The organism is Deinococcus metalli, from assembly GCF_014201805.1.
Taxonomy (GTDB): Bacteria; Deinococcota; Deinococci; order Deinococcales; family Deinococcaceae; genus Deinococcus; species Deinococcus metalli.
The window spans coordinates 208,873-225,359 of sequence record NZ_JACHFK010000005.1; the positions used below are offsets into that span (position 1 = coordinate 208,873).

At 70.3% G+C, this 16,487-nt stretch carries 17 protein-coding genes; 11 read left to right on the top strand and 6 right to left on the bottom strand.

Annotation, left to right across the window (positions count from 1 at the left end):
* Nucleotides 1-12 precede the first annotated feature (12 nt).
* The 4 genes from HNQ07_RS11710 to pdhA all read right to left on the bottom strand — a co-directional run bounded on the left by HNQ07_RS11710 (nt 13) and on the right by pdhA (nt 4,269).
* Nucleotides 13-777: a polysaccharide deacetylase family protein gene (locus tag HNQ07_RS11710; protein WP_184111954.1), complete on the bottom strand. Its 765-nt coding sequence runs from the start codon at nt 775-777 to the stop codon at nt 13-15.
* A gap of 46 nt (nt 778-823) precedes the next feature.
* Nucleotides 824-2,056: a C39 family peptidase gene (locus tag HNQ07_RS11715; RefSeq protein ID WP_229831958.1), complete on the bottom strand. Its 1,233-nt coding sequence runs from the start codon at nt 2,054-2,056 to the stop codon at nt 824-826.
* Between the two features lie 81 nt (nt 2,057-2,137).
* Nucleotides 2,138-3,139, bottom strand: a complete 1,002-nt coding sequence (locus HNQ07_RS11720; RefSeq protein ID WP_444542454.1) for an alpha-ketoacid dehydrogenase subunit beta — start codon at nt 3,137-3,139, stop codon at nt 2,138-2,140.
* Nucleotides 3,136-4,269, bottom strand: a complete 1,134-nt coding sequence (gene pdhA / locus HNQ07_RS11725; protein WP_184111958.1) for a pyruvate dehydrogenase (acetyl-transferring) E1 component subunit alpha — start codon at nt 4,267-4,269, stop codon at nt 3,136-3,138. The genes HNQ07_RS11720 and pdhA overlap by 4 nt, the downstream gene beginning before the upstream one ends.
* A gap of 271 nt (nt 4,270-4,540) precedes the next feature.
* Between pdhA and rlmB the strand changes: the two genes are divergently transcribed.
* The gene (rlmB, locus tag HNQ07_RS11730) at nt 4,541-5,251 is read left to right on the top strand and encodes a 23S rRNA (guanosine(2251)-2'-O)-methyltransferase RlmB (protein ID WP_184111960.1); all 711 of its coding nucleotides are present in this window, start codon (nt 4,541-4,543) and stop codon (nt 5,249-5,251) included.
* Nucleotides 5,248-6,156, top strand: a complete 909-nt coding sequence (locus HNQ07_RS11735) for an aldose 1-epimerase (protein ID WP_184111962.1) — start codon at nt 5,248-5,250, stop codon at nt 6,154-6,156. The genes rlmB and HNQ07_RS11735 overlap by 4 nt, the downstream gene beginning before the upstream one ends.
* On the opposite strand, the gene HNQ07_RS11740 is transcribed toward HNQ07_RS11735, so the two are convergent.
* Together HNQ07_RS11740 and HNQ07_RS11745 are read right to left on the bottom strand one after the other, a co-directional pair.
* Nucleotides 6,134-6,367, bottom strand: coding sequence for a hypothetical protein (locus HNQ07_RS11740; RefSeq protein WP_184111964.1), 234 nt, complete (start codon nt 6,365-6,367; stop codon nt 6,134-6,136). The two genes, HNQ07_RS11735 and HNQ07_RS11740, sit on opposite strands and share 23 nt — an antisense overlap.
* Before the next feature lie 72 nt (nt 6,368-6,439).
* Nucleotides 6,440-7,507, bottom strand: a complete 1,068-nt coding sequence (locus HNQ07_RS11745) for a S1C family serine protease (protein ID WP_184111965.1) — start codon at nt 7,505-7,507, stop codon at nt 6,440-6,442.
* 71 nt (nt 7,508-7,578) lie between these two features.
* On the opposite strand from HNQ07_RS11745, the gene HNQ07_RS11750 reads away from it, so the two are divergent.
* The 9 genes from HNQ07_RS11750 (at nt 7,579) to HNQ07_RS11790 (ending at nt 16,482) form a co-directional block, all read left to right on the top strand.
* A complete protein-coding gene (locus HNQ07_RS11750; RefSeq protein WP_184111967.1) occupies nt 7,579-8,049 on the top strand; it encodes an EVE domain-containing protein in 471 nt (156 codons plus the stop codon).
* Nucleotides 8,033-8,545 (top strand): GNAT family N-acetyltransferase, encoded by a 513-nt coding sequence (locus HNQ07_RS11755; RefSeq protein ID WP_184111970.1) that lies wholly within the window; start codon nt 8,033-8,035, stop codon nt 8,543-8,545. Before HNQ07_RS11750 ends, HNQ07_RS11755 begins: the two co-directional genes overlap by 17 nt.
* A gap of 430 nt (nt 8,546-8,975) precedes the next feature.
* Nucleotides 8,976-11,261 (top strand): endonuclease MutS2, encoded by a 2,286-nt coding sequence (locus HNQ07_RS11760; RefSeq protein ID WP_184111972.1) that lies wholly within the window; start codon nt 8,976-8,978, stop codon nt 11,259-11,261.
* Between the two features lie 127 nt (nt 11,262-11,388).
* Nucleotides 11,389-12,351, top strand: a complete 963-nt coding sequence (locus HNQ07_RS11765) for a hypothetical protein (protein WP_184111974.1) — start codon at nt 11,389-11,391, stop codon at nt 12,349-12,351.
* Between the two features lie 39 nt (nt 12,352-12,390).
* Nucleotides 12,391-12,948, top strand: a complete 558-nt coding sequence (locus HNQ07_RS24065) for an NADH-quinone oxidoreductase subunit A (RefSeq protein WP_260322887.1) — start codon at nt 12,391-12,393, stop codon at nt 12,946-12,948.
* A 133-nt stretch (nt 12,949-13,081) separates the two neighbouring features.
* Nucleotides 13,082-13,618: a NuoB/complex I 20 kDa subunit family protein gene (locus tag HNQ07_RS11775; protein WP_184111976.1), complete on the top strand. Its 537-nt coding sequence runs from the start codon at nt 13,082-13,084 to the stop codon at nt 13,616-13,618.
* Between the two features lie 110 nt (nt 13,619-13,728).
* Nucleotides 13,729-14,310: an NADH-quinone oxidoreductase subunit C gene (locus HNQ07_RS11780; protein WP_184112187.1), complete on the top strand. Its 582-nt coding sequence runs from the start codon at nt 13,729-13,731 to the stop codon at nt 14,308-14,310.
* 121 nt (nt 14,311-14,431) lie between these two features.
* Nucleotides 14,432-15,664 carry an NADH dehydrogenase (quinone) subunit D gene (gene nuoD, locus HNQ07_RS11785; protein WP_184112189.1) on the top strand — a complete coding sequence of 411 codons (1,233 nt, stop codon included), beginning with the start codon at nt 14,432-14,434 and terminating at the stop codon, nt 15,662-15,664.
* Nucleotides 15,664-16,482, top strand: a complete 819-nt coding sequence (locus HNQ07_RS11790; protein WP_184111978.1) for a DUF1963 domain-containing protein — start codon at nt 15,664-15,666, stop codon at nt 16,480-16,482. The genes nuoD and HNQ07_RS11790 overlap by 1 nt, the downstream gene beginning before the upstream one ends.
* The last annotated feature ends 5 nt before the right edge of the window (nt 16,483-16,487 follow it).

Genomic DNA, 16,487 nt, shown 5'->3' on the forward strand with positions numbered 1-16,487 from the left:
CGGTTGCTTTGGTTACGGTGTGGTCGGCGTGTGGGTGGCCGGCGCCCCGAGGAGCGCCTGCACCGTGACAAAGCGGTAGCCCTCCTGCCGCAGGCCCGCGATGATGCCCGGCAGCGCCAGGGCGGTGGCCGGCGCGTGCCCCCCGCTGACGTGCAGCACCACGATGCTGCCGCCCTGCACGGCGCGCAGCGTCTGCCGCACGATGACGGCCGGGTCGGGCTGGTTCACGTCTCCGCCCACCACGTCCCAGTGCACGACCTGTAGTCCCGCTGCATGCGCGAGGGCCACGTCGGCGGCCGTGGCGCACCCGCCGGGAAAGCGGAAATAGCGCGGCGTGTCCCCGGTCGCCTGCGAGATGGCCCGCTGCGCGCGCAGGATGTCCGGCGCCTTGGCCCCTGGCGCGATGCCCGCCAGCCCATAACACGGCTGCGCGAAGCCCGGATGGTCGTAGCTGTGGTCCTCGATCTCGAACAGCGGGTTGTGGGCCATCGCCCGCGCCGAGGCCGGGTACACCTGCGCCCACATGCCCGTGAGGAAGAAGGTGGCGGGTATGCCGGCCTGCTCCAGCACCCGCACGACCGCCTCGTTGTCGAAGCTGCGGACGCGGCCCGAGCGCAGTTCCTGCTCCATGCCCGGCGTCATGTCCGCGTCGAAGGTGAGGGCAACGTCCTGCAGGGCACGCGGCCCGTGCGTGATCACGCCCGGCGCGTCCAGGGACGGCCGGATGGCGCCGGCGACGCCGCTCAAGGCCAACAGGGCCAGCAGGAGGGCTCTCATGCGCCGAGTGTGCGGGGATCAGTTCAGTGCGGTATGGAACGCCCGCTCACAGCGCGCTGAGGTCGGCCCGGGCCTCCGCGAAGGTGGGCCGCAGGCGCAGCGCCTCGCGGTACGCCGCCCTCGCCTCGGCGGTGCGGCCCAGGCCACTCAGCGCCCGGGCACGCCAGTACAGCGCTTCCTCGTGCGTGGGCACCGAGCGCAGCACCGCGCCCGTCAGCGACAGGACTTTCGCGTACTGCCCGGTGCGCACGTAGGCCTCCAGCGGCCCGAAGTCGTACCACAGCGCCCGCCACGGCAGGCCGCCCTGCACCCAGCCGGGTCTGGTCGGGTCGAGCGCGGGGTCCGGCCGGGCGGCCAGGGCCTGATCGAAGGCCCGCGCGGCACCTGGGGCGTCGTCCAGCGCGAGCCGCGCCTCGCCCACGTTGGCATACGCCACGGCGTCCCCGATGCGGGCGGCCTCGGCCTCGGCCACGCGCAGCGTCTCGGCCCGCGCGGCGGCCGGGTCGGCGCGCAGGCCCAGCAGGGCGCGCAGCGGCGCGGTCTTCGCGGGCGGCGTGACCACCAGGAACGTGCGCCCGAAGGCCCGCCACATCTCGTCGAACGGCGCGTAGTCGAGCTTCAGTCGTCCCAGGTAGGAATCCAGGGCGCTGAAGCGCTGCGCCGTGTCGTCATAGCCGGTCAGCAGGCGGTAGTGCCCCATCCCGCCTGAGTCGTGCGTGATGAACCACGTCTCCACGATCACCGGGTAGCCGGCCGCCAGCAGGGCGCGCAGCATGGCCCGGTCGCCGCCGCGCGCGAGGTGCACGTCCATGCCCTGCGAGCGCGCGTACGCGGCGAGTTCGTCCGGTGAGACGTTCACGTCCCCCCTGGACGGCTTGAGTTGTGGCGCGATGTCGTACTGCGTGAGCGTGCTGCCCCAGCGGTTCAGCGCCATGCCGATGGTCACCGGCCCGCAGTTGTTCATGCGCTGGTACTCGTGCCGGATGCCGGGAATGCTCGCCCGCACGGGCAGCGGCGTCGGTGTGGGCCGGGCCACGGTGGGCGCCGGTGCCGGTGTGGGCTCGGCGGCCGGTTCCGGCACGGGCGGCGCGGATTCCGTCACCTGCGCCGGCACGCGGACGGGTTCCGGGAGGGCGGTCTCTGCCGGGGCGGATGGCTCGACGGGCGCCGCGCTGGCCGTCTCCTCGGGCACGTCGCGGGTCGCGTGGTACTGGCTCACGCCGAAGGCCGCCGCTCCCACGAGCAGGCCGGCGGTCAGCAGCAGAGCAGGCAGACGCATCCCCTCCATCGTCCGTGCCCTTCATGATCCGCCGCTGAGGTCGAACCGTGTCCTGCGCTGTCAGTAGCCCATGACCGGCTGTCAGTAGCCCATGACCGCCTTGATGGCCCGTGCCACGCGCACGGGATTCGGGCGATAGACGTCCTCCACGGCGGTGAAGGGCGGATACGGCGCGTCGAAGCCGGTCACGCGCACGATCGGCGCGCGCAGGTGTTCGATGGCCTCCTCGGCGATCACGGCGCTGATCTCGCTGTGGAAACCGCCGGTGCGCGGCGCCTCGGTCACAACCACAGCGCGTCCGGTCTTCTCCACGCTGGCGAGCACGGTCTGGGTGTCCATGGGCACCAGCGTCCGCAGGTCGATCACCTCCACGCCGATCCCGGCCGCCCGCGCGGCGTCAGCGGCCTTCTGCACAACCTCGACCATGCCGCCGTAGCAGATGACGGTCACGTCGTCCCCGGGCGTCACGATCCGCGCCATGCCCAGGGGCACGCGGTGGTCGCCCACCGGCACGTCCTCCTTCACGCTGCGGTACAGCTTGATCGCCTCGAAGAAGAACACCGGATCGGGGTCCGCGATCGCGCTCAGCAGCAGGCCCTTGGCGTCGGCCGGCGTGCTGGGAATGACCACCTTGACCCCGGGCGTGTGCGCCAGGATCGCCTCGGGGCTGTCGGCGTGCTGCTCAGGTGTGTGCACGCCGCCGCCGTACGGCGCCCGGATCACCATGGGCAGGTGGTAGCGGCTGCGGGTGCGGTGCCGGTAGCGCCCCAGGTGCGACAGGATCTGGTCCAGCGCCGGGTACAGGAAGCCCGCGAACTGGATCTCCGCGACCGGTTTCAGGCCCGCCAGCCCCATGCCGATCCCCATGCCCACGATCCCGGCCTCGGCCAGCGGGGTGTCGAACACGCGCGCCGTGCCGTACTTCGCCTGGAGGCCGTCGGTGGCGCGGAACACGCCGCCCATCACGCCCACGTCCTCACCGAAGACGTGCACGGCGTCGTCGGTGCCCAGGGCCACGTCCAGCGCGTCGTTGATGGCCGCGACCATGGTCATGGTCCTCGTGGCCTCGGCGGTGGCGGTCACTGCGCGGCCTCCGCGGCGATCTGCTCGCGTTGCCGGCGAAGCTGCGGCGTGGGCTCTGCGAACACGTGATCCAGAATCTCGGCCGGCGTGGGCTCGGGATAGCCGTCGGCCTCGGCTAGCGCGGTCTCGAACTCGGCGGCGATGTCGGCCAGCATGGCCTGCTCGTCCGCCTCCGTCAGCACGCCCGCCGACAGCAGGTGCGTGCGCAGCCGCAGCACGGGGTCTTTTGCGTCCCAGCCGGCGGTGTCGGCGTCGGTGCGGTAGCGGCTGGGGTCGTCGGCCACGGTGTGCGGCTTGACGCGGTACGTCACCGTCTCGATCAGCGTGGGGCCGCCGCCGCTGCGGGCGCGCTCCACCGCCTCCTGCGTGACGTGGTACGTCGCCAGGGCGTCGTTGCCGTCCACGCGCACGCCGGGAATGCCGTAGCCGTCGGCGCGGCGCGACAGGTTCGTGGCCCTGGTCTGGGCGCGGGTTGGGACGGAAATTGCCCAGCCGTTGTTCTGGAGGATGAACACGCACGGGGCATTCAGGGCGCCCGCGAAGTTCAGCGCCTCGTGGAAGTCGCCCTCGCTGCTGCCGCCGTCGCCGATAAAGGCCATCGCCACGTTGCGCGTGCCCTGGCGCTGCTCGGCCAGCGCCGCGCCGACCGCCTGCGGATACTGCGTGGCGATGGGAATGTAGAAGGGCAGCACCTTCAGGTCGTCGGGCATGTGCCAGCCGTGCGGACTGGTGCGCCAGTACGCGATGGCCCGCGCGATCGGCAGCCCCAGCGTGAGGGCCGCGCCGGTGTCGCGGTACGTGGGAAACAGCCAGTCGTCCTTCGTCAGCGCGGCGGCGGTGCCGACCTGGCTGGCCTCCATGCCGCCGAAGGGAGGAAACACGCCCATGCGGCCCTGGCGGTACAGCACCCAGCCGCGCTCGTCGAAGTGCCGGGCGCGGCGCATGTGGCGGTACAGCTGCACGCGGATCTCTGCGTCGGGCAGCAGGTCCGGGCGGGTGACCGTGCCGTCGGGCGCGACGATCTGGAACAGGTCCTCGGCGGCCTGGGCGGTGTCGTAGGCGGTGCGGGCGGCGTGGTGGGCGCGGTCCGTGTCGGCGGATTCCTGCGGTGTGGACGGGGTGGGGGTCATGCGGGCTCCTGTGCGGCGGGGTCTGGATCGCGGGGCGGCGTCCGGAACGCATCAGGGCGCCCGCCGCTGGTTGAGCAGGCGACGTGGAACGCTGGACAGGGGGCGCGGCATCGTCGGCATTTCGCAGGGATGATCAGGGACGTGATCGGGCGGGCTGACGCCCGGAAGGAAGGTGGCCCCAGCGTAGCAGCCGGAGCGCAGCGTTCCAAACGGGCGCCCACGTCCATAGGACGGAACGGCGGGCTGCCGGGGGCGGGGTAGACTTCCCTCCATGTTGTTGTATGGGCGCAATCCGGTGCTGGAAGCACTGAAAGACGGTCGCGTGACCGAGGTGCTGGTCGCCAGGGGCGTCGAGGACGCGTTCGTCCGGGAACTCAAGGCCACCGGCGTGCACATCCGCTGGGGCGCGCGCATCGAACTCGACCAGCTCGCCGGCACCACCGCGCACCAGGGCGTGATGGCCGAGGTCGAGGAACTGGCGTGGGCCAGCGTGGACGACATCCTCGACCGCGCCGAGCAGCGCGCCGAACCGCTGGTGGTCGTGCTGCTCGATGGCGTCACTGATCCGCGCAACTTCGGGGCGATCATCCGCAGCGCCGAGGTGCTGGGCGCGCACGGCGTGGTGGTGGAGGAACGCCGCAGCGCGCCGCTGTCGCCGGTGGTCGCCAAGACCGCCGCCGGGGCCACGTCGTTCCTGCCGGTCGCGCAGACCAAGAACCTGCCCCGGCTGATCGACCAGCTCAAGGCGGACGGCGTGTGGGTGTACGGCGCGGCCGGCGAGGCGGCCCAGCCGGTGGGCCGCGTGGACTTCTCCGGCAAGGTGGCGCTGGTGATCGGCGCCGAGGGCGAGGGCCTGCGCCGCCTGGTGCGCGAGAAGTGCGACGTGCTGGTCAGCATTCCCACGCGCGGGCGGGTGCAGAGCCTGAACGCCTCGGTGGCGGCGGGCATCCTGCTGTACGAGGTCACGCGGGGCCGCGCGTGACGCCGGGCCACTCCTGGCGCGTCGAGACCATCTCCAGCGGCGCCCTGACCCTGGAAGTACTGCCGGAGGTCGGAGCGAGCATCCTGAACCTGCGCGCCGCGTCGGGCCGACCGGTGATGCGGCCGGTGAAGCTGGCGGACGTGCAGACCAGCAGCCAGTGCGCCAGCTTCACGCTGCTGCCCTTCTCCAACCGCGTCCGGGACGCGCGCTTCGCGTTCGGCGGCACGGAGCACCAGTTGAAGGTGACCACCAAGGACGGCCTGACCCAGCACGGCGACGTCCGCAACCGGCCGTGGACCGTCACGCGCGTCTCGGACGCGGGGCTGCGCTGCGACTTCGACTCGCGCGCCTTCCCGGACATCAACTGGCCGTGGGCGTTCACGGCGCGGGTGGAGTACACGCTGCACGGCCCGCACTTGGACACCAGCGTGACCCTCACGAACGCGGACACCACCCCCATGCCCGCCGGGATGGGGCTGCACCCGTACTTCACCCGCCGGGACGGCGCCACCGACCCGACCGTGACCTTTGACGCGGCCCTGGCCTACGACACCGATGACCGCGCGTTGCCGCTCGGCGCGGCTCGGACGCTGCGTCCCGACGAGGACTACCGCGTGCCCGCACCCGTCGGTGAGCGGACCATCGACCGCACGTACACCGCGTGGGACGGCGTGGCACACCTCGACTGGGGCGGGCGCGGGCTGACCCTCACGGCCGACAGCGCGTTCTCGCACCTCGTGGTGTTCACCGCCCCGGACGGCTCGCTGGCCCTGGAACCCACCAGCCACGCCACCGACGCCTTCAACCTCGCGGCGCGGGGCGTGGGGGGCGTGGACATGCGCGTCCTGGCGCCCGGTCAGAGCCTGGCGGGTGCGGTGCGGCTCACGCTGGAGGGTCGCTGGTAGGTCCGGACGTCGCCAGCAGCACGCCGGCACGGTCGCGCAGCTCGAAGCCCGGCCGCTGCCGCGCCGACAGCCAGCGCAGCGCGTCCAGCAGGTCGTCCGTCTCGCGCATGACCTCGGGGCGCTCACCGCGCCACAGCACGCGGTAGGCGCGGGCGGTCGGCGGCGCTTCCCAGCGGTTGCCGTCGTCCTCTTTCACGAATGCACGCGACATGCCCCCAGCATTGGCCCCGGCCGTGAACGCCGCATTTGCCCGGCGTGACTGTCCCTTCAGCCGGGCGCGCGGTCAGTCGCGCAGGTCCGGAATGCTCGCCTTGGCGGCCAGTACCACCGTCGCCTCGCGCGGCGTGCCGTCGCGGACGTAGCCCAGGCGCACGGCCACGCCGATGCCCACGCCGCGCACCGCCGTGATGAACTCGTCGGCGTCGCGCACGGGGGTGCCGTTCACGCTGGTGATGATGTCACCCAGGCGCGAGAGGTTGCCGTCCTTGTCGAACTGCGCGCCGCGCAGACCGGCCCGCGCCGCCGGGCTGCCCCGCGCGACGCGCGACACGATGGCGCCCGGCGGGTCGGTCATGCCGCTGTGGACGTCGTCCAGCACCAGCCCCACCACGGCCACGTCCTGCTTGCGGCCCGCCAGCAGACCCTCGACCAGCGCGTTCCCCGCCACGACCGGCACCGCGTAGCTGCGCTGCGTGCGGTTCTCGCCGTCCACGCGGATGTAACTGACCACCCCGATCGCCTGCCCGTTGCCGTCGATGATCGGCCCGCCGCTGTCGCCCGGTGCCAGGGGCGCGCTCATCTCCAGCGTGCCCTGCGGGAAATCCGCCCGACCAGCCGCTGCGTCCAGCCCCAGCAGCGTGCCGCGCCGGGGCTGCAGGAACTCCCCGCCGCTGTTCCCGATGGCCAGCACCGTCTCGCCCACGCGCGGGGCGCGCGTCGTCAGTTTCAGGAACGGAAACGGCCCGCGGCCGTCGACGCTCAACAGCGCCACGTCGGCGGCCGCGTTGAAGGCCGTGACGCGCGCGCGGTAACTCCTGCCGGACACCGTGCTCACCTGGAACAGCGTGCCGGTGCTCACCACGTGGTACGCGGTCAGCACCTGCCCCTGGTCGCTGATGAAAAACCCGGTGCCGATGCCTGCCGAGTTCCGCGCGGGATCGACGCTCTCGACCTGCACGGTCGCCGGGCGGGTCTGCTCGAACAGCGCCCGCGTTTCACGGGGCAGGGGATCGGGCAGGGTACGCGCGGCACTGGGGGCCGGGGCCGCCTGAGCGTCGGGCGCGCGCGGCGGCAGCAGGTACGCTCCCAGCGCCAGCAGGAGCAGGACCGGAAGCCACGGAGACGCGCGCATCCCAGCAGTCTAGGCGCCGGGCGTCGGCCGCACGGTGGGCGAACGCACCAGCGGACGCTACGCTGGTGATCATGCCCTTCTGGCTCCTCAAGTCCGAACCGGACGTGTTCGGGTACCCCGATCTCCAGCGTGTGGGCCGCGAACCGTGGAACGGCGTGCGCAACTACCAGGCGCGCAACAACCTGCGCGCCATGCGCTCGGGCGAGCTGTGCCTGTTCTACCACTCCAACGCGAAACCGAACGGCATCGCGGGCGTGGCGCGCGTGAGCCGCGAGGCCCACCCGGACAACCTGCAGTTCGATCCGGCCAGTGCGTACTACGACCCCAGGTCGCCGATGGACGACCCGCGCTGGAGCATGGTCGAGGTCGAGCCGGTGCGCGCCTTCCCGCGCGTGCTGACGCTGGACGACCTGCGTGCCCTGCCCGGGTGGCAGGACTCCCCGCTGATCCGCAAGGGCACCCGCCTGAGCGTCCTGCCCGTCAGCGACACGGAATTCCGCGCGGCGCTGGCCGCGGTGGGCCTGGATGCCGATCACCTTTGAGCCGCTGACCGCAGCGGACGTGCCCCGCTTCACCGGCTGGCTGCAACAGCCCCATGTCCGCGCGTTCTGGGACGACGGCGAGCGCGACGAGGCAGCGGTCACCGGGCAGTACCTGGGCCCGGACCGCGACGACGTGCCCGGCTTCATCTTCAGCGTGGACGGGCGCCCCGCCGGCTTCCTCCAGACCGAGTGGATACAGGATGGGCACGAGTTCCAGCCGTGGGCCGCGCCGGGAGGGGAGACCTGGGCCATCGACCTCCTGATCGGGGAGGCCGAGCTGATCGGTCACGGCGTGGGGCCTCGGGTGATCACGGCGTTCATCGGAACACTTCAACGCGAGCGACCGGCTCTGCGCCGCATGGTGATCGATCCGGACGAGCGCAATGCGCGGGCGATTCGCGCCTACGGCAAGGTGGGGTTCGAGCCGGCCGGCATTCTGGAGGGTGATGGCGAGCGGCGGGTGATCATGACCTTGAACGTTGGGTGGAGGGGGTAGGTGGGCGCCTGCGGCGGGCTTCCCCACCCCCCGGCCCCCTACCCCAGAGGGGCAGGGGGAGAGCGCTGCGCTAGGCAGGTGGTCGGCACGTCATTCGGGCTGGCCGGAGCTGAGGCCTCGTCAGCGTGGGGCCGCGTCTTTGCCTCGTGCATTGTCGCCGTCACCACCCGCGCGCTGCGCGCACGATGGCTTTCGGTCAGGTGCTCGGTGGGACGCTTCGGTTTTGAACCCCTTGCCACTGGTGGGGACTCGCGGATCTGCGTGCAGAAGCTGGGAGGAGCAGCACTGAAAGGACTGTATGGAGCTTCTCGACTGATTCGGCCTGGGCTCCGTCACGTACCCGTCGTGCCGGGCTGCGAAATGGGTCAATGGTTTCTAAGCCACTCGGCGCACGGTGTCCAGCCGGGCGCGCCGGTATGCTTCACGCAAGATGGCTTTCGATGCACGCGCCCTGTCTGCCCTGGATTTTCCCCGTGTCCGTGACGCGCTCGCGGAGCGCTGCGCGACCACGCTGGGCACCGAGCGGGCGCTCGCGCTGGTTCCCTCCGACGACGCCGGGCGGATCGCGCGGGAACTGGACGAGGTCGAGGACGCGCTCTTCGGCGTGAGCCTGAGCCTGGGCGGCATTCAGGACATCCGGGCGCTGCATGCCCGCGCACAGGAAGGCCGCGTGCTGTCCGGACAGGAACTGCTGAACGCGGCGTACTCGCTGGACGGCGCGATGACGGTCAAGCGCGCCATCGGTGCGAACTCGCGTGGGCCGCTGCGCGAGGTGGCGCTCGGGCTGGGCGACCACGCGGAACTCGTGCGCCGGGTGCTGGGTGCGCTCGACCGCGAGGGCGGCGTGCGCGACGAGGCGTCGCATCACCTGCGTGACCTGCGCAAACGCATTGAGCCGCTGCGGGGCCGCATCCGCGAGCGGCTGGCCAGCACCCTGGAGAAGTGGGCGGACGTCCTGCAGGAGCACATCGTCACCATCCGCCGCGACCGCTACGTGCTGCCGGTGCAGGCGTCGCGGGTGGGGCAGGTGCAGGGCATCATCGTGGACGCGTCCGCGACCGGGCAGACCTACTTCGTGGAGCCGGCGGCCGTCACGCCGCTGAACAACGAACTCGCCCGGCTGATCCTCGATGAGGAAGCCGAGGTGCGCCGCATCCTGACGGAACTGTCGGGCCTGCTCGCCCAGGACGCGGACGTACCGATGACCCTGGCCACCGTGGGCGAACTCGACCTGATCGCGTCCAAGGCGCGGCTGTCACGCGACTGGCGCCTGAACCGCCCCGAGCCCTCGCCGGCTGGGGTATACGACCTGCGCGAGGCCCGCCACCCGCTGATCGAGAACCCGGTCGCCAACGACATCCAGTTGGGCGACACCAAACTGCTGCTGATCACCGGCCCGAACATGGGCGGCAAGACGGCGACCCTCAAGACGCTGGGCCTCGCGGTGCTGATGTCCCAGTGCGGGCTGTACGTTCCGGCGGCGGCCGCGAAGCTACCGGTCGTGCGCGACGTGCTGGTGGACATCGGGGACGAGCAGAGCATCGAGGCCAGCTTGAGCACCTTCGCGTCGCACCTCAAGCACCTGCGCTACGTGCTGCGGCACGCGTCGCCAGACACGCTGGTACTCGTGGACGAGCTGGGGTCCGGCACCGATCCGAACGAGGGGGCGGCCCTGTCGCAGGCGATCATTGAGACGCTGCTGGCTCAGGACGCGCGCGGCATCGTGACGTCGCACCTGTCGCCGCTCAAACTCTTCGCGCTGGAGACGCCGGGCCTGAAGAACGCCAGCATGGGCTTCGACGTGGAGACGTTGTCGCCCACCTACGCGCTGCTGGTGGGCCAGCCGGGCCGCTCGTACGCCCTGGCCATCGCGCAGCGCATGGGCCTGCCGGGCGGCGTGCTGGAGCGGGCCGAGGGCCTGCTGGGCGAGGACGCCGGCATCATGGAACGCATGCTGGAGGGCCTGGAACGCGAGCGGGCCGACCTGGCCGGTCAGCTGGAGACCGCCACGACCGCCCGCCGCGACGCGGAAGCGGAACTCGGCCGCGTGCGTCAGGAACGCGAGACGCTGGAAACGCGCCGGAACGAGATGCTGGCCGAGGCCGCGCAGAAGGCCGAGTCGCTGTACGCCGACGCCATCGAGCGCGTGCGGACCCTGCGCGCCCGCGCGCAGGAGGACGGCGCCCGCCCGCGCGTGATGCAGGAACTGCGCGAGCTGCGCACCGCTGCCCAGAAGGCCCGACCGGCCCCCCCGGTGCGCGAGGAGCGCGGCGATCCCATCCGCGTGGGCAGCCGGGTGGACGTGCCCGCGTACAACGCCTCCGGGCAGGTGCTGGAACTGCGCGGCGATGATCTGGTCGTGCAACTCGGCGTGATGAAGGTGGGGGTCAAGCGCCGCGACGTGCGCATGCAGCCGGAGGTGAAGGTGCCGGTGGCCCGAGGCAGTTTCGTGGGCCGCGCGCCCAGCACCTTCCAGGCAGAGCTGCAGCTACGCGGCCTGGGCGTCGAGGAGGCGGTCGAGGAACTGCGCACCGCGATTCTGGAGGCGTCCGCCCTGAAGGAAAAGCAGCTGCGGGTGGTGCACGGTAAGGGCCAGGGCGTGCTCAGGCGGCTGCTGCGCGATTACCTCAAGACCGACCGCAAGGTCGAGTCCTTCCACGACGCCGAGCCCAACCAGGGCGGCCACGGCGTGACCATCGTGAACCTGCGCGCGTAACCCCGGACACCAGAGCCGGAGCCCCGGACCGGCAGATGTGAGAACTTTGTACGGCGCGAACGGGTAGGGTGGGGCCGTCATGCCGCTGTCCCTCCGTCGCCCTGGCCCATCCCTCCGCTCCCGGCTTGTGCAGGCCGCCCGCACCGTGATCCGCGCGGGCGTGGTGCTGACAGCCGTGGCCGCCCCGGCCGCGCAGGCACAGTCCACGATCTTCCACCTCCCGGCCAACTACATGGGCCGCTTCGGCACGTCCGAGATCGCGTACACCACCGCCACGGGCTTCGGCGTGCGCTACATCCCGCTGCCCACGGACCCGGATGTCCGGCTGACGGTCGTGAAGCAGGCGAACTACTGGGAGATCAACATCGGCAGCCGCGTGGACGATACGACCCTGGCGGGCGGCGTGTACTTCGACGGCTACACGGCGCCCGAGGGCATTCCCCGCATGGAGTACACCCACAACCCGGCGCTAGGCGTGCAGTACAGCGCGCTGATCCAGGGAGACGGCCTGCACTCGCACCTGTCCGGCGGCTACGCCTTCAAGACGCTGGGGGATCAGGTGCGGGTGCTCGCGGTGGCCGGCGTGGCCACGCAGGCAAACACCATGGCTCCGTACGCCCAGGCCGAGGTGGCCGGCGGCGTCGGCAAGACCTTCGGCGTGGTGAACACCTACGCGGGGGCCACGCTGCGCACGTCGGTCTTCCCGGCGCAGGGACAGGTGCTGGGGAATGTGGATGTCTATCTGGCCGCGTCGTCGAGCCCGCTGCCGGGGCTGTCACTGGCCGCGTCGCACTTCGAGCGCTACGTGGTCGGTTCGGTGCCCCTGCCGGATTTCGGCATGTCACGCTATGAGGAGAGCAACCTCACGGCCCTGTACCGGCTGCCCGCGACCGGGAATCTGCTGTCGCTGGGCGCGGTTCGGGCGCGCGCGAGCCGCAACTGGACGGCCGGGTACACCTACGTGTGGGCCGACGTGCTGCTCGACGTGCGCGGGCTGCCCAGCCTGCTGGGGCCAGGGGTCGGCTACCAGTTCGGGCCGAACGGCGCGGACAGCCGCTGGCTGTTCACCCTGGTCACGCTGGGCCGCTGACCGGAAAGGCACACCTGCGACGGAGCTATCCCTGCCCTGATGACCGTCGGTGCGGCCGGCATGCGTGGCCGGTCGGGCGCGGCGGCGGCCGGGAATCGTGGTAAAACTGAGGCGTACCTCAGTCTGTCCGTCGCCGCTCGTCATCTGGCCCCCTCTCTTTTTTTCCAGCCTCTCGTGCTCTTTTTCACGAGTGATGCCGGGAGCAGGAGTGTGGGGGCGGAAAGGGGAAAGAACATCGAACAGTACGCGAACTTCGTGATCATGCTGCTGATCGGCATCGGCATCGGCGTGCTCGCCGTGGTCGTCAGCGCCATCCTCGGCCCCAAGAAGGCCAGCCGCACCAAGCTGATGGCCTACGAGAGCGGCAACGATCCCGAGCACGGCGGCGTGGGCACCGGCCAGCGCTTCCCGGTGCACTTCTACCTCGTCGCCATGCTCTTCATCGTCTTCGACATCGAGACCGCCTTCTTCTATCCTCTGGCTGTCGCCTACCAGAAACTCGTGCCCTTCGCCTTTTTTGAGGCGCTGACCTTCGTGCTGCTGCTGCTCGTGGGCTACGTATATGTTCTGAAGAAGAAGGTGCTGGAATGGGCCTGAGAGCGGGTACGCTTCCGTTGGCTGGTCAAGAGAGGGGAGGGGCCGCCCCTGACCCTGCGGCCACTGAACACGGAACGGGCCAGAGTATTGCGGTGGTTTTGAACCCGTGGCGTCACGCACCGGAGGTGCGCCCATGCCCCTGAAGGAACTGTTCGAGAAGGACTGGCAGGAACTGGAATCCGAGGGCGTGCTGTTCTCCAGCCTGGAGAAGCTGGTCGCGTGGGGCCGCAGCAATTCCCTGTGGCCGGCGACCTTCGGGCTGGCGTGCTGCGCCATCGAGATGATGAGTTCCACCAACGGCCGCAACGACCTGGCGCGCTTCGGCTCCGAGGTGTTCCGGGCCAGTCCGCGGCAGGCGGACGTGATGATCGTGGCCGGACGCCTGAGCAAGAAGATGGCCCCCGTGATGCGCCGCGTGTACGACCAGATGCCCGATCCCAAGTGGGTGATCAGCATGGGCGCGTGCGCCAGCAGTGGCGGCATGTTCAACAACTACGCGATCGTGCAGAACGTGGACTCCGTGGTGCCGGTGGACGTGTTCGTGCCCGGCTGCCCGCCCCGCCCCGAGGCCCTGATCTACGCCGTGATGCAGCTTCAGAAGAAGGTGCGCGGCGAGGCCTTCGACGAACTCGGCCACCAGCTCCCGATGGTGGATGCGTGGACGCGGTGACGGGGGACAGCAAACTCACCGGCCGCGAAGGCGTGGCGCAGTCGTCGCAGTCGGGGGCGCCGCGGCCCGCGCCCGCCGTTCCCGCCGCGCCGAAGGCTGATCCGCGCGACCTGGTGCCGCTGCTGCGCGAACTGAACCTCACCGAGGACGACGCGGCCGAACCGACCGTGCTGGTCACGCCGGATGAGCTGCTGGGCGTGGCGCAGGCCCTCAGGGCGCGCGGGTTCATGCTGATGGACTGCGTCGGCATCGACTACCTGACCTATCCCGACGCCCGGCCGGAGCGCTTCGCGGTGCTGCACAACGTCTACCACCCGCGCGACCACCGCCGGCTGTTCCTGCGGGTGTGGCTGCACGAGGGCCAGAGCGTGCCCAGCCTGTATCCGGTGTGGAAGGCCGCGAACTACCTGGAGCGCGAGGTCTACGACCTGATGGGCGTGGAGTTCACCGGCCACCCGGACCTGCGCAAGGTGCTCACCCCGGACGACCTGGAAGGCCACCCGCTGCGCAAAGACTTCCCGCTGGGCGAGTCGCCCACCCTGTTCCGCGACGGGCGCTTTCTCGACCCCGCCGCGTTCCGCGCGGGCCTGACCGGACAGAGCAGCGGCCTGACCGGCTACCGCGGCAGCCTGCGCCGCGGCGGCACGCGCGACATCGAACCGCCCGTGATGCCGGAAGGAGGGCCGAAATGAGGACCCGCCGCGCTCGTCTGACAGTCCGCTGGACTGACCGAAGGGAGACCACCCCATGACCATCACCGATAAGCCCACCCACGGCGAGGGCACCCAGTCGGGCACGCTGCCGCCCGAGCAGATGACGCCGGACCACCAGGAGAGCACGGCCGCCGAGCGGCTCTCCGGGCAGGGCGGCGCGATGATGCACACCGAGATCATGTCCCTGAACGTGGGGCCGCAGCACCCCAGCACTCACGGGGTGCTGCGGCTGGTCGTGGACATGGACGGCGAGTACGTGGTGAAGGTCACGCCGCACATGGGCTACCTGCACAGCGGCTTCGAGAAGACTTTCGAGCACCGCACGTACCAGCAGGGCGTGACCTACGCGCCCCGCACGGACTACCTGCACTCCTTCAGCCACGAACTCGCGTACGTGCTCAGCGTCGAGAAGCTGCTGCAGGCGCAGGTGCCGGAGCGGGCGAACGTGGTCCGCGTGATCCTGCACGAACTCGGGCGCATGCACTCGCACCTCGTGTTCGTGGGCACCGGCCTGCTCGACCTCGGCGCGCTGACGCCCTTCTTCTACGCCTTCCGCGAGAAAGAAGCGCTGGTCGATCTGTTCGAGGCGGTGTGCGGCTACCGCATGAACCAGGGATATTTCCGCGTCGGCGGCCTTTCCCGCGACATCCCCGACGACTGGGCGCCCCGCGTGGCGAAATTCCTCGACCAGATGGAACAGGGCGTGGCCGAGTACACGACCCTCTTCGCGCAGAACCCCATCTTCCTTGACCGCGCGCGGGGCGTTGGCGTGATCCCGCCCGAGGTGGCCATCGACCTGGGCCTGACCGGGCCGAACCTGCGCGCGTCGGGCGTGCCGCTCGACCACCGCAAGGCCAACCCGTACTGCGGCCTGGAGGAGTACGACTTCAACGTCGTCACCGGCCAGACCGGCGATAGCCTCGACCGCTTCAACATGCGGCTGCTGGAGTTCGGCGAGAGCATCAAGATCGTCCGGCAGGCACTGAAGAAACTGAAGCCCGGCCCGGTCAAGGACCCCAACCGCAAGATCAGCCTGCCGCCCCGGCAGGAGCTGGAAACCAGCATGGAAGCGGTCATCCACCACTTCAAGCTGGTCACCGAGGGCTTCCACCCGCCGCACGGCGAGGCGTACGTGCCCATCGAGAGCGCGCGCGGCGAGGTCGGGTACTACGTCGTGTCCGACGGCGGCTCCATGCCCTACCGCGTGAAGATCCGCTCGCCCAGCTTCGTGAACCTCCAGGCGCTGGAATATGCCTGCGTGGGCGCGCAGTTCGCCGACCTCATCACCATTCTCGCCACCATCGACCCCGTGCTCGGGGACGTGGATCGGTGATGACCTTGAGTTTGCCCGCCACGCACCGTCATCTGCCACTCCCCGACGTGCCGGAAGCGTTGGCCCCTCTTCGGGAACAGATTTTGAAGAGTGTGCGTCCAGCCTGGTTATTACGCGCTGCGAATGCCGACCATATGAACGAGGGGGACAGTGTCGTGGGTGGCGATTCGCCGTCCCGCGCTGAGGGAGAGGAGTGGCCGACCTGCGTTCACTGTCAACGCGAGATGGGCTTTGTCATGCAGATTCACCTGACGGAAGAACTCGTCAGCGTTCTCATGGGTGTGAAATCGGGCCTGTTCCAGTTCTGGAATTGCTGGTACTGCCTTCCTGGCGGGGAAGCCTATGCAGATGCCCGTGACCTGCTCACCTTTGAGATGAGTGAGGGAAAATCCGTCCCATACGGCTCCTCCCGGCTTCTCGCACGGTGGACTGAGGGCGGGGGCAACAACACTGGCCCCAGATACCCGTCCGAGCAGAACCTACTCTTCTTGAAAAAGCTCCTTCCAGAGGCCGTGCTGAGCCTGCCCCATCCCTTCGACGAGCAGTTCACCACGCTTGAAGATGACGAGCGGGACGCCTACTGGGACGCCGCGCGGCCCTATCTGAACGAGGACACGCTCTGTCAGATCGGTGGCTACCCGGCCTGGATGCAGGACGGTCGCTGGCCGAGAAGACCCGCGACAGGGCGGCCCGCCGACTTCATTCTGGCTCTGGGTACAGGCGATACCGACGTGCTCTGGGGTGACACAGGCTTCTACTACTTCTTTGCTGAGCAGGGGAAATTGGCTGAACCGTTCGTGCTGGAGCAGACCCTATGAAGGGA

What these genes read in the sequence shown, in the direction of transcription:
- HNQ07_RS11775 (WP_184111976.1), top strand. Translation starts at nt 13,082, where the DNA reads ATGCCCCTGAAGGAACTGTTCGAGAAGGACTGGCAGGAACTGGAATCC.
- HNQ07_RS11715 (WP_229831958.1), bottom strand. Translation starts at nt 2,056, where the DNA reads ATGCGTCTGCCTGCTCTGCTGCTGACCGCCGGCCTGCTCGTGGGAGCG.
- rlmB (WP_184111960.1), top strand. Translation starts at nt 4,541, where the DNA reads ATGTTGTTGTATGGGCGCAATCCGGTGCTGGAAGCACTGAAAGACGGT.
- pdhA (WP_184111958.1), bottom strand. Translation starts at nt 4,269, where the DNA reads ATGACCCCCACCCCGTCCACACCGCAGGAATCCGCCGACACGGACCGC.
- HNQ07_RS11790 (WP_184111978.1), top strand. Translation starts at nt 15,664, where the DNA reads ATGACCTTGAGTTTGCCCGCCACGCACCGTCATCTGCCACTCCCCGAC.
- HNQ07_RS11745 (WP_184111965.1), bottom strand. Translation starts at nt 7,507, where the DNA reads ATGCGCGCGTCTCCGTGGCTTCCGGTCCTGCTCCTGCTGGCGCTGGGA.
- HNQ07_RS24065 (WP_260322887.1), top strand. Translation starts at nt 12,391, where the DNA reads ATGACCGTCGGTGCGGCCGGCATGCGTGGCCGGTCGGGCGCGGCGGCG.
- HNQ07_RS11755 (WP_184111970.1), top strand. Translation starts at nt 8,033, where the DNA reads ATGCCGATCACCTTTGAGCCGCTGACCGCAGCGGACGTGCCCCGCTTC.
- HNQ07_RS11740 (WP_184111964.1), bottom strand. Translation starts at nt 6,367, where the DNA reads ATGTCGCGTGCATTCGTGAAAGAGGACGACGGCAACCGCTGGGAAGCG.
- nuoD (WP_184112189.1), top strand. Translation starts at nt 14,432, where the DNA reads ATGACGCCGGACCACCAGGAGAGCACGGCCGCCGAGCGGCTCTCCGGG.
- HNQ07_RS11750 (WP_184111967.1), top strand. Translation starts at nt 7,579, where the DNA reads ATGCCCTTCTGGCTCCTCAAGTCCGAACCGGACGTGTTCGGGTACCCC.
- HNQ07_RS11710 (WP_184111954.1), bottom strand. Translation starts at nt 777, where the DNA reads ATGAGAGCCCTCCTGCTGGCCCTGTTGGCCTTGAGCGGCGTCGCCGGC.
- HNQ07_RS11760 (WP_184111972.1), top strand. Translation starts at nt 8,976, where the DNA reads ATGGCTTTCGATGCACGCGCCCTGTCTGCCCTGGATTTTCCCCGTGTC.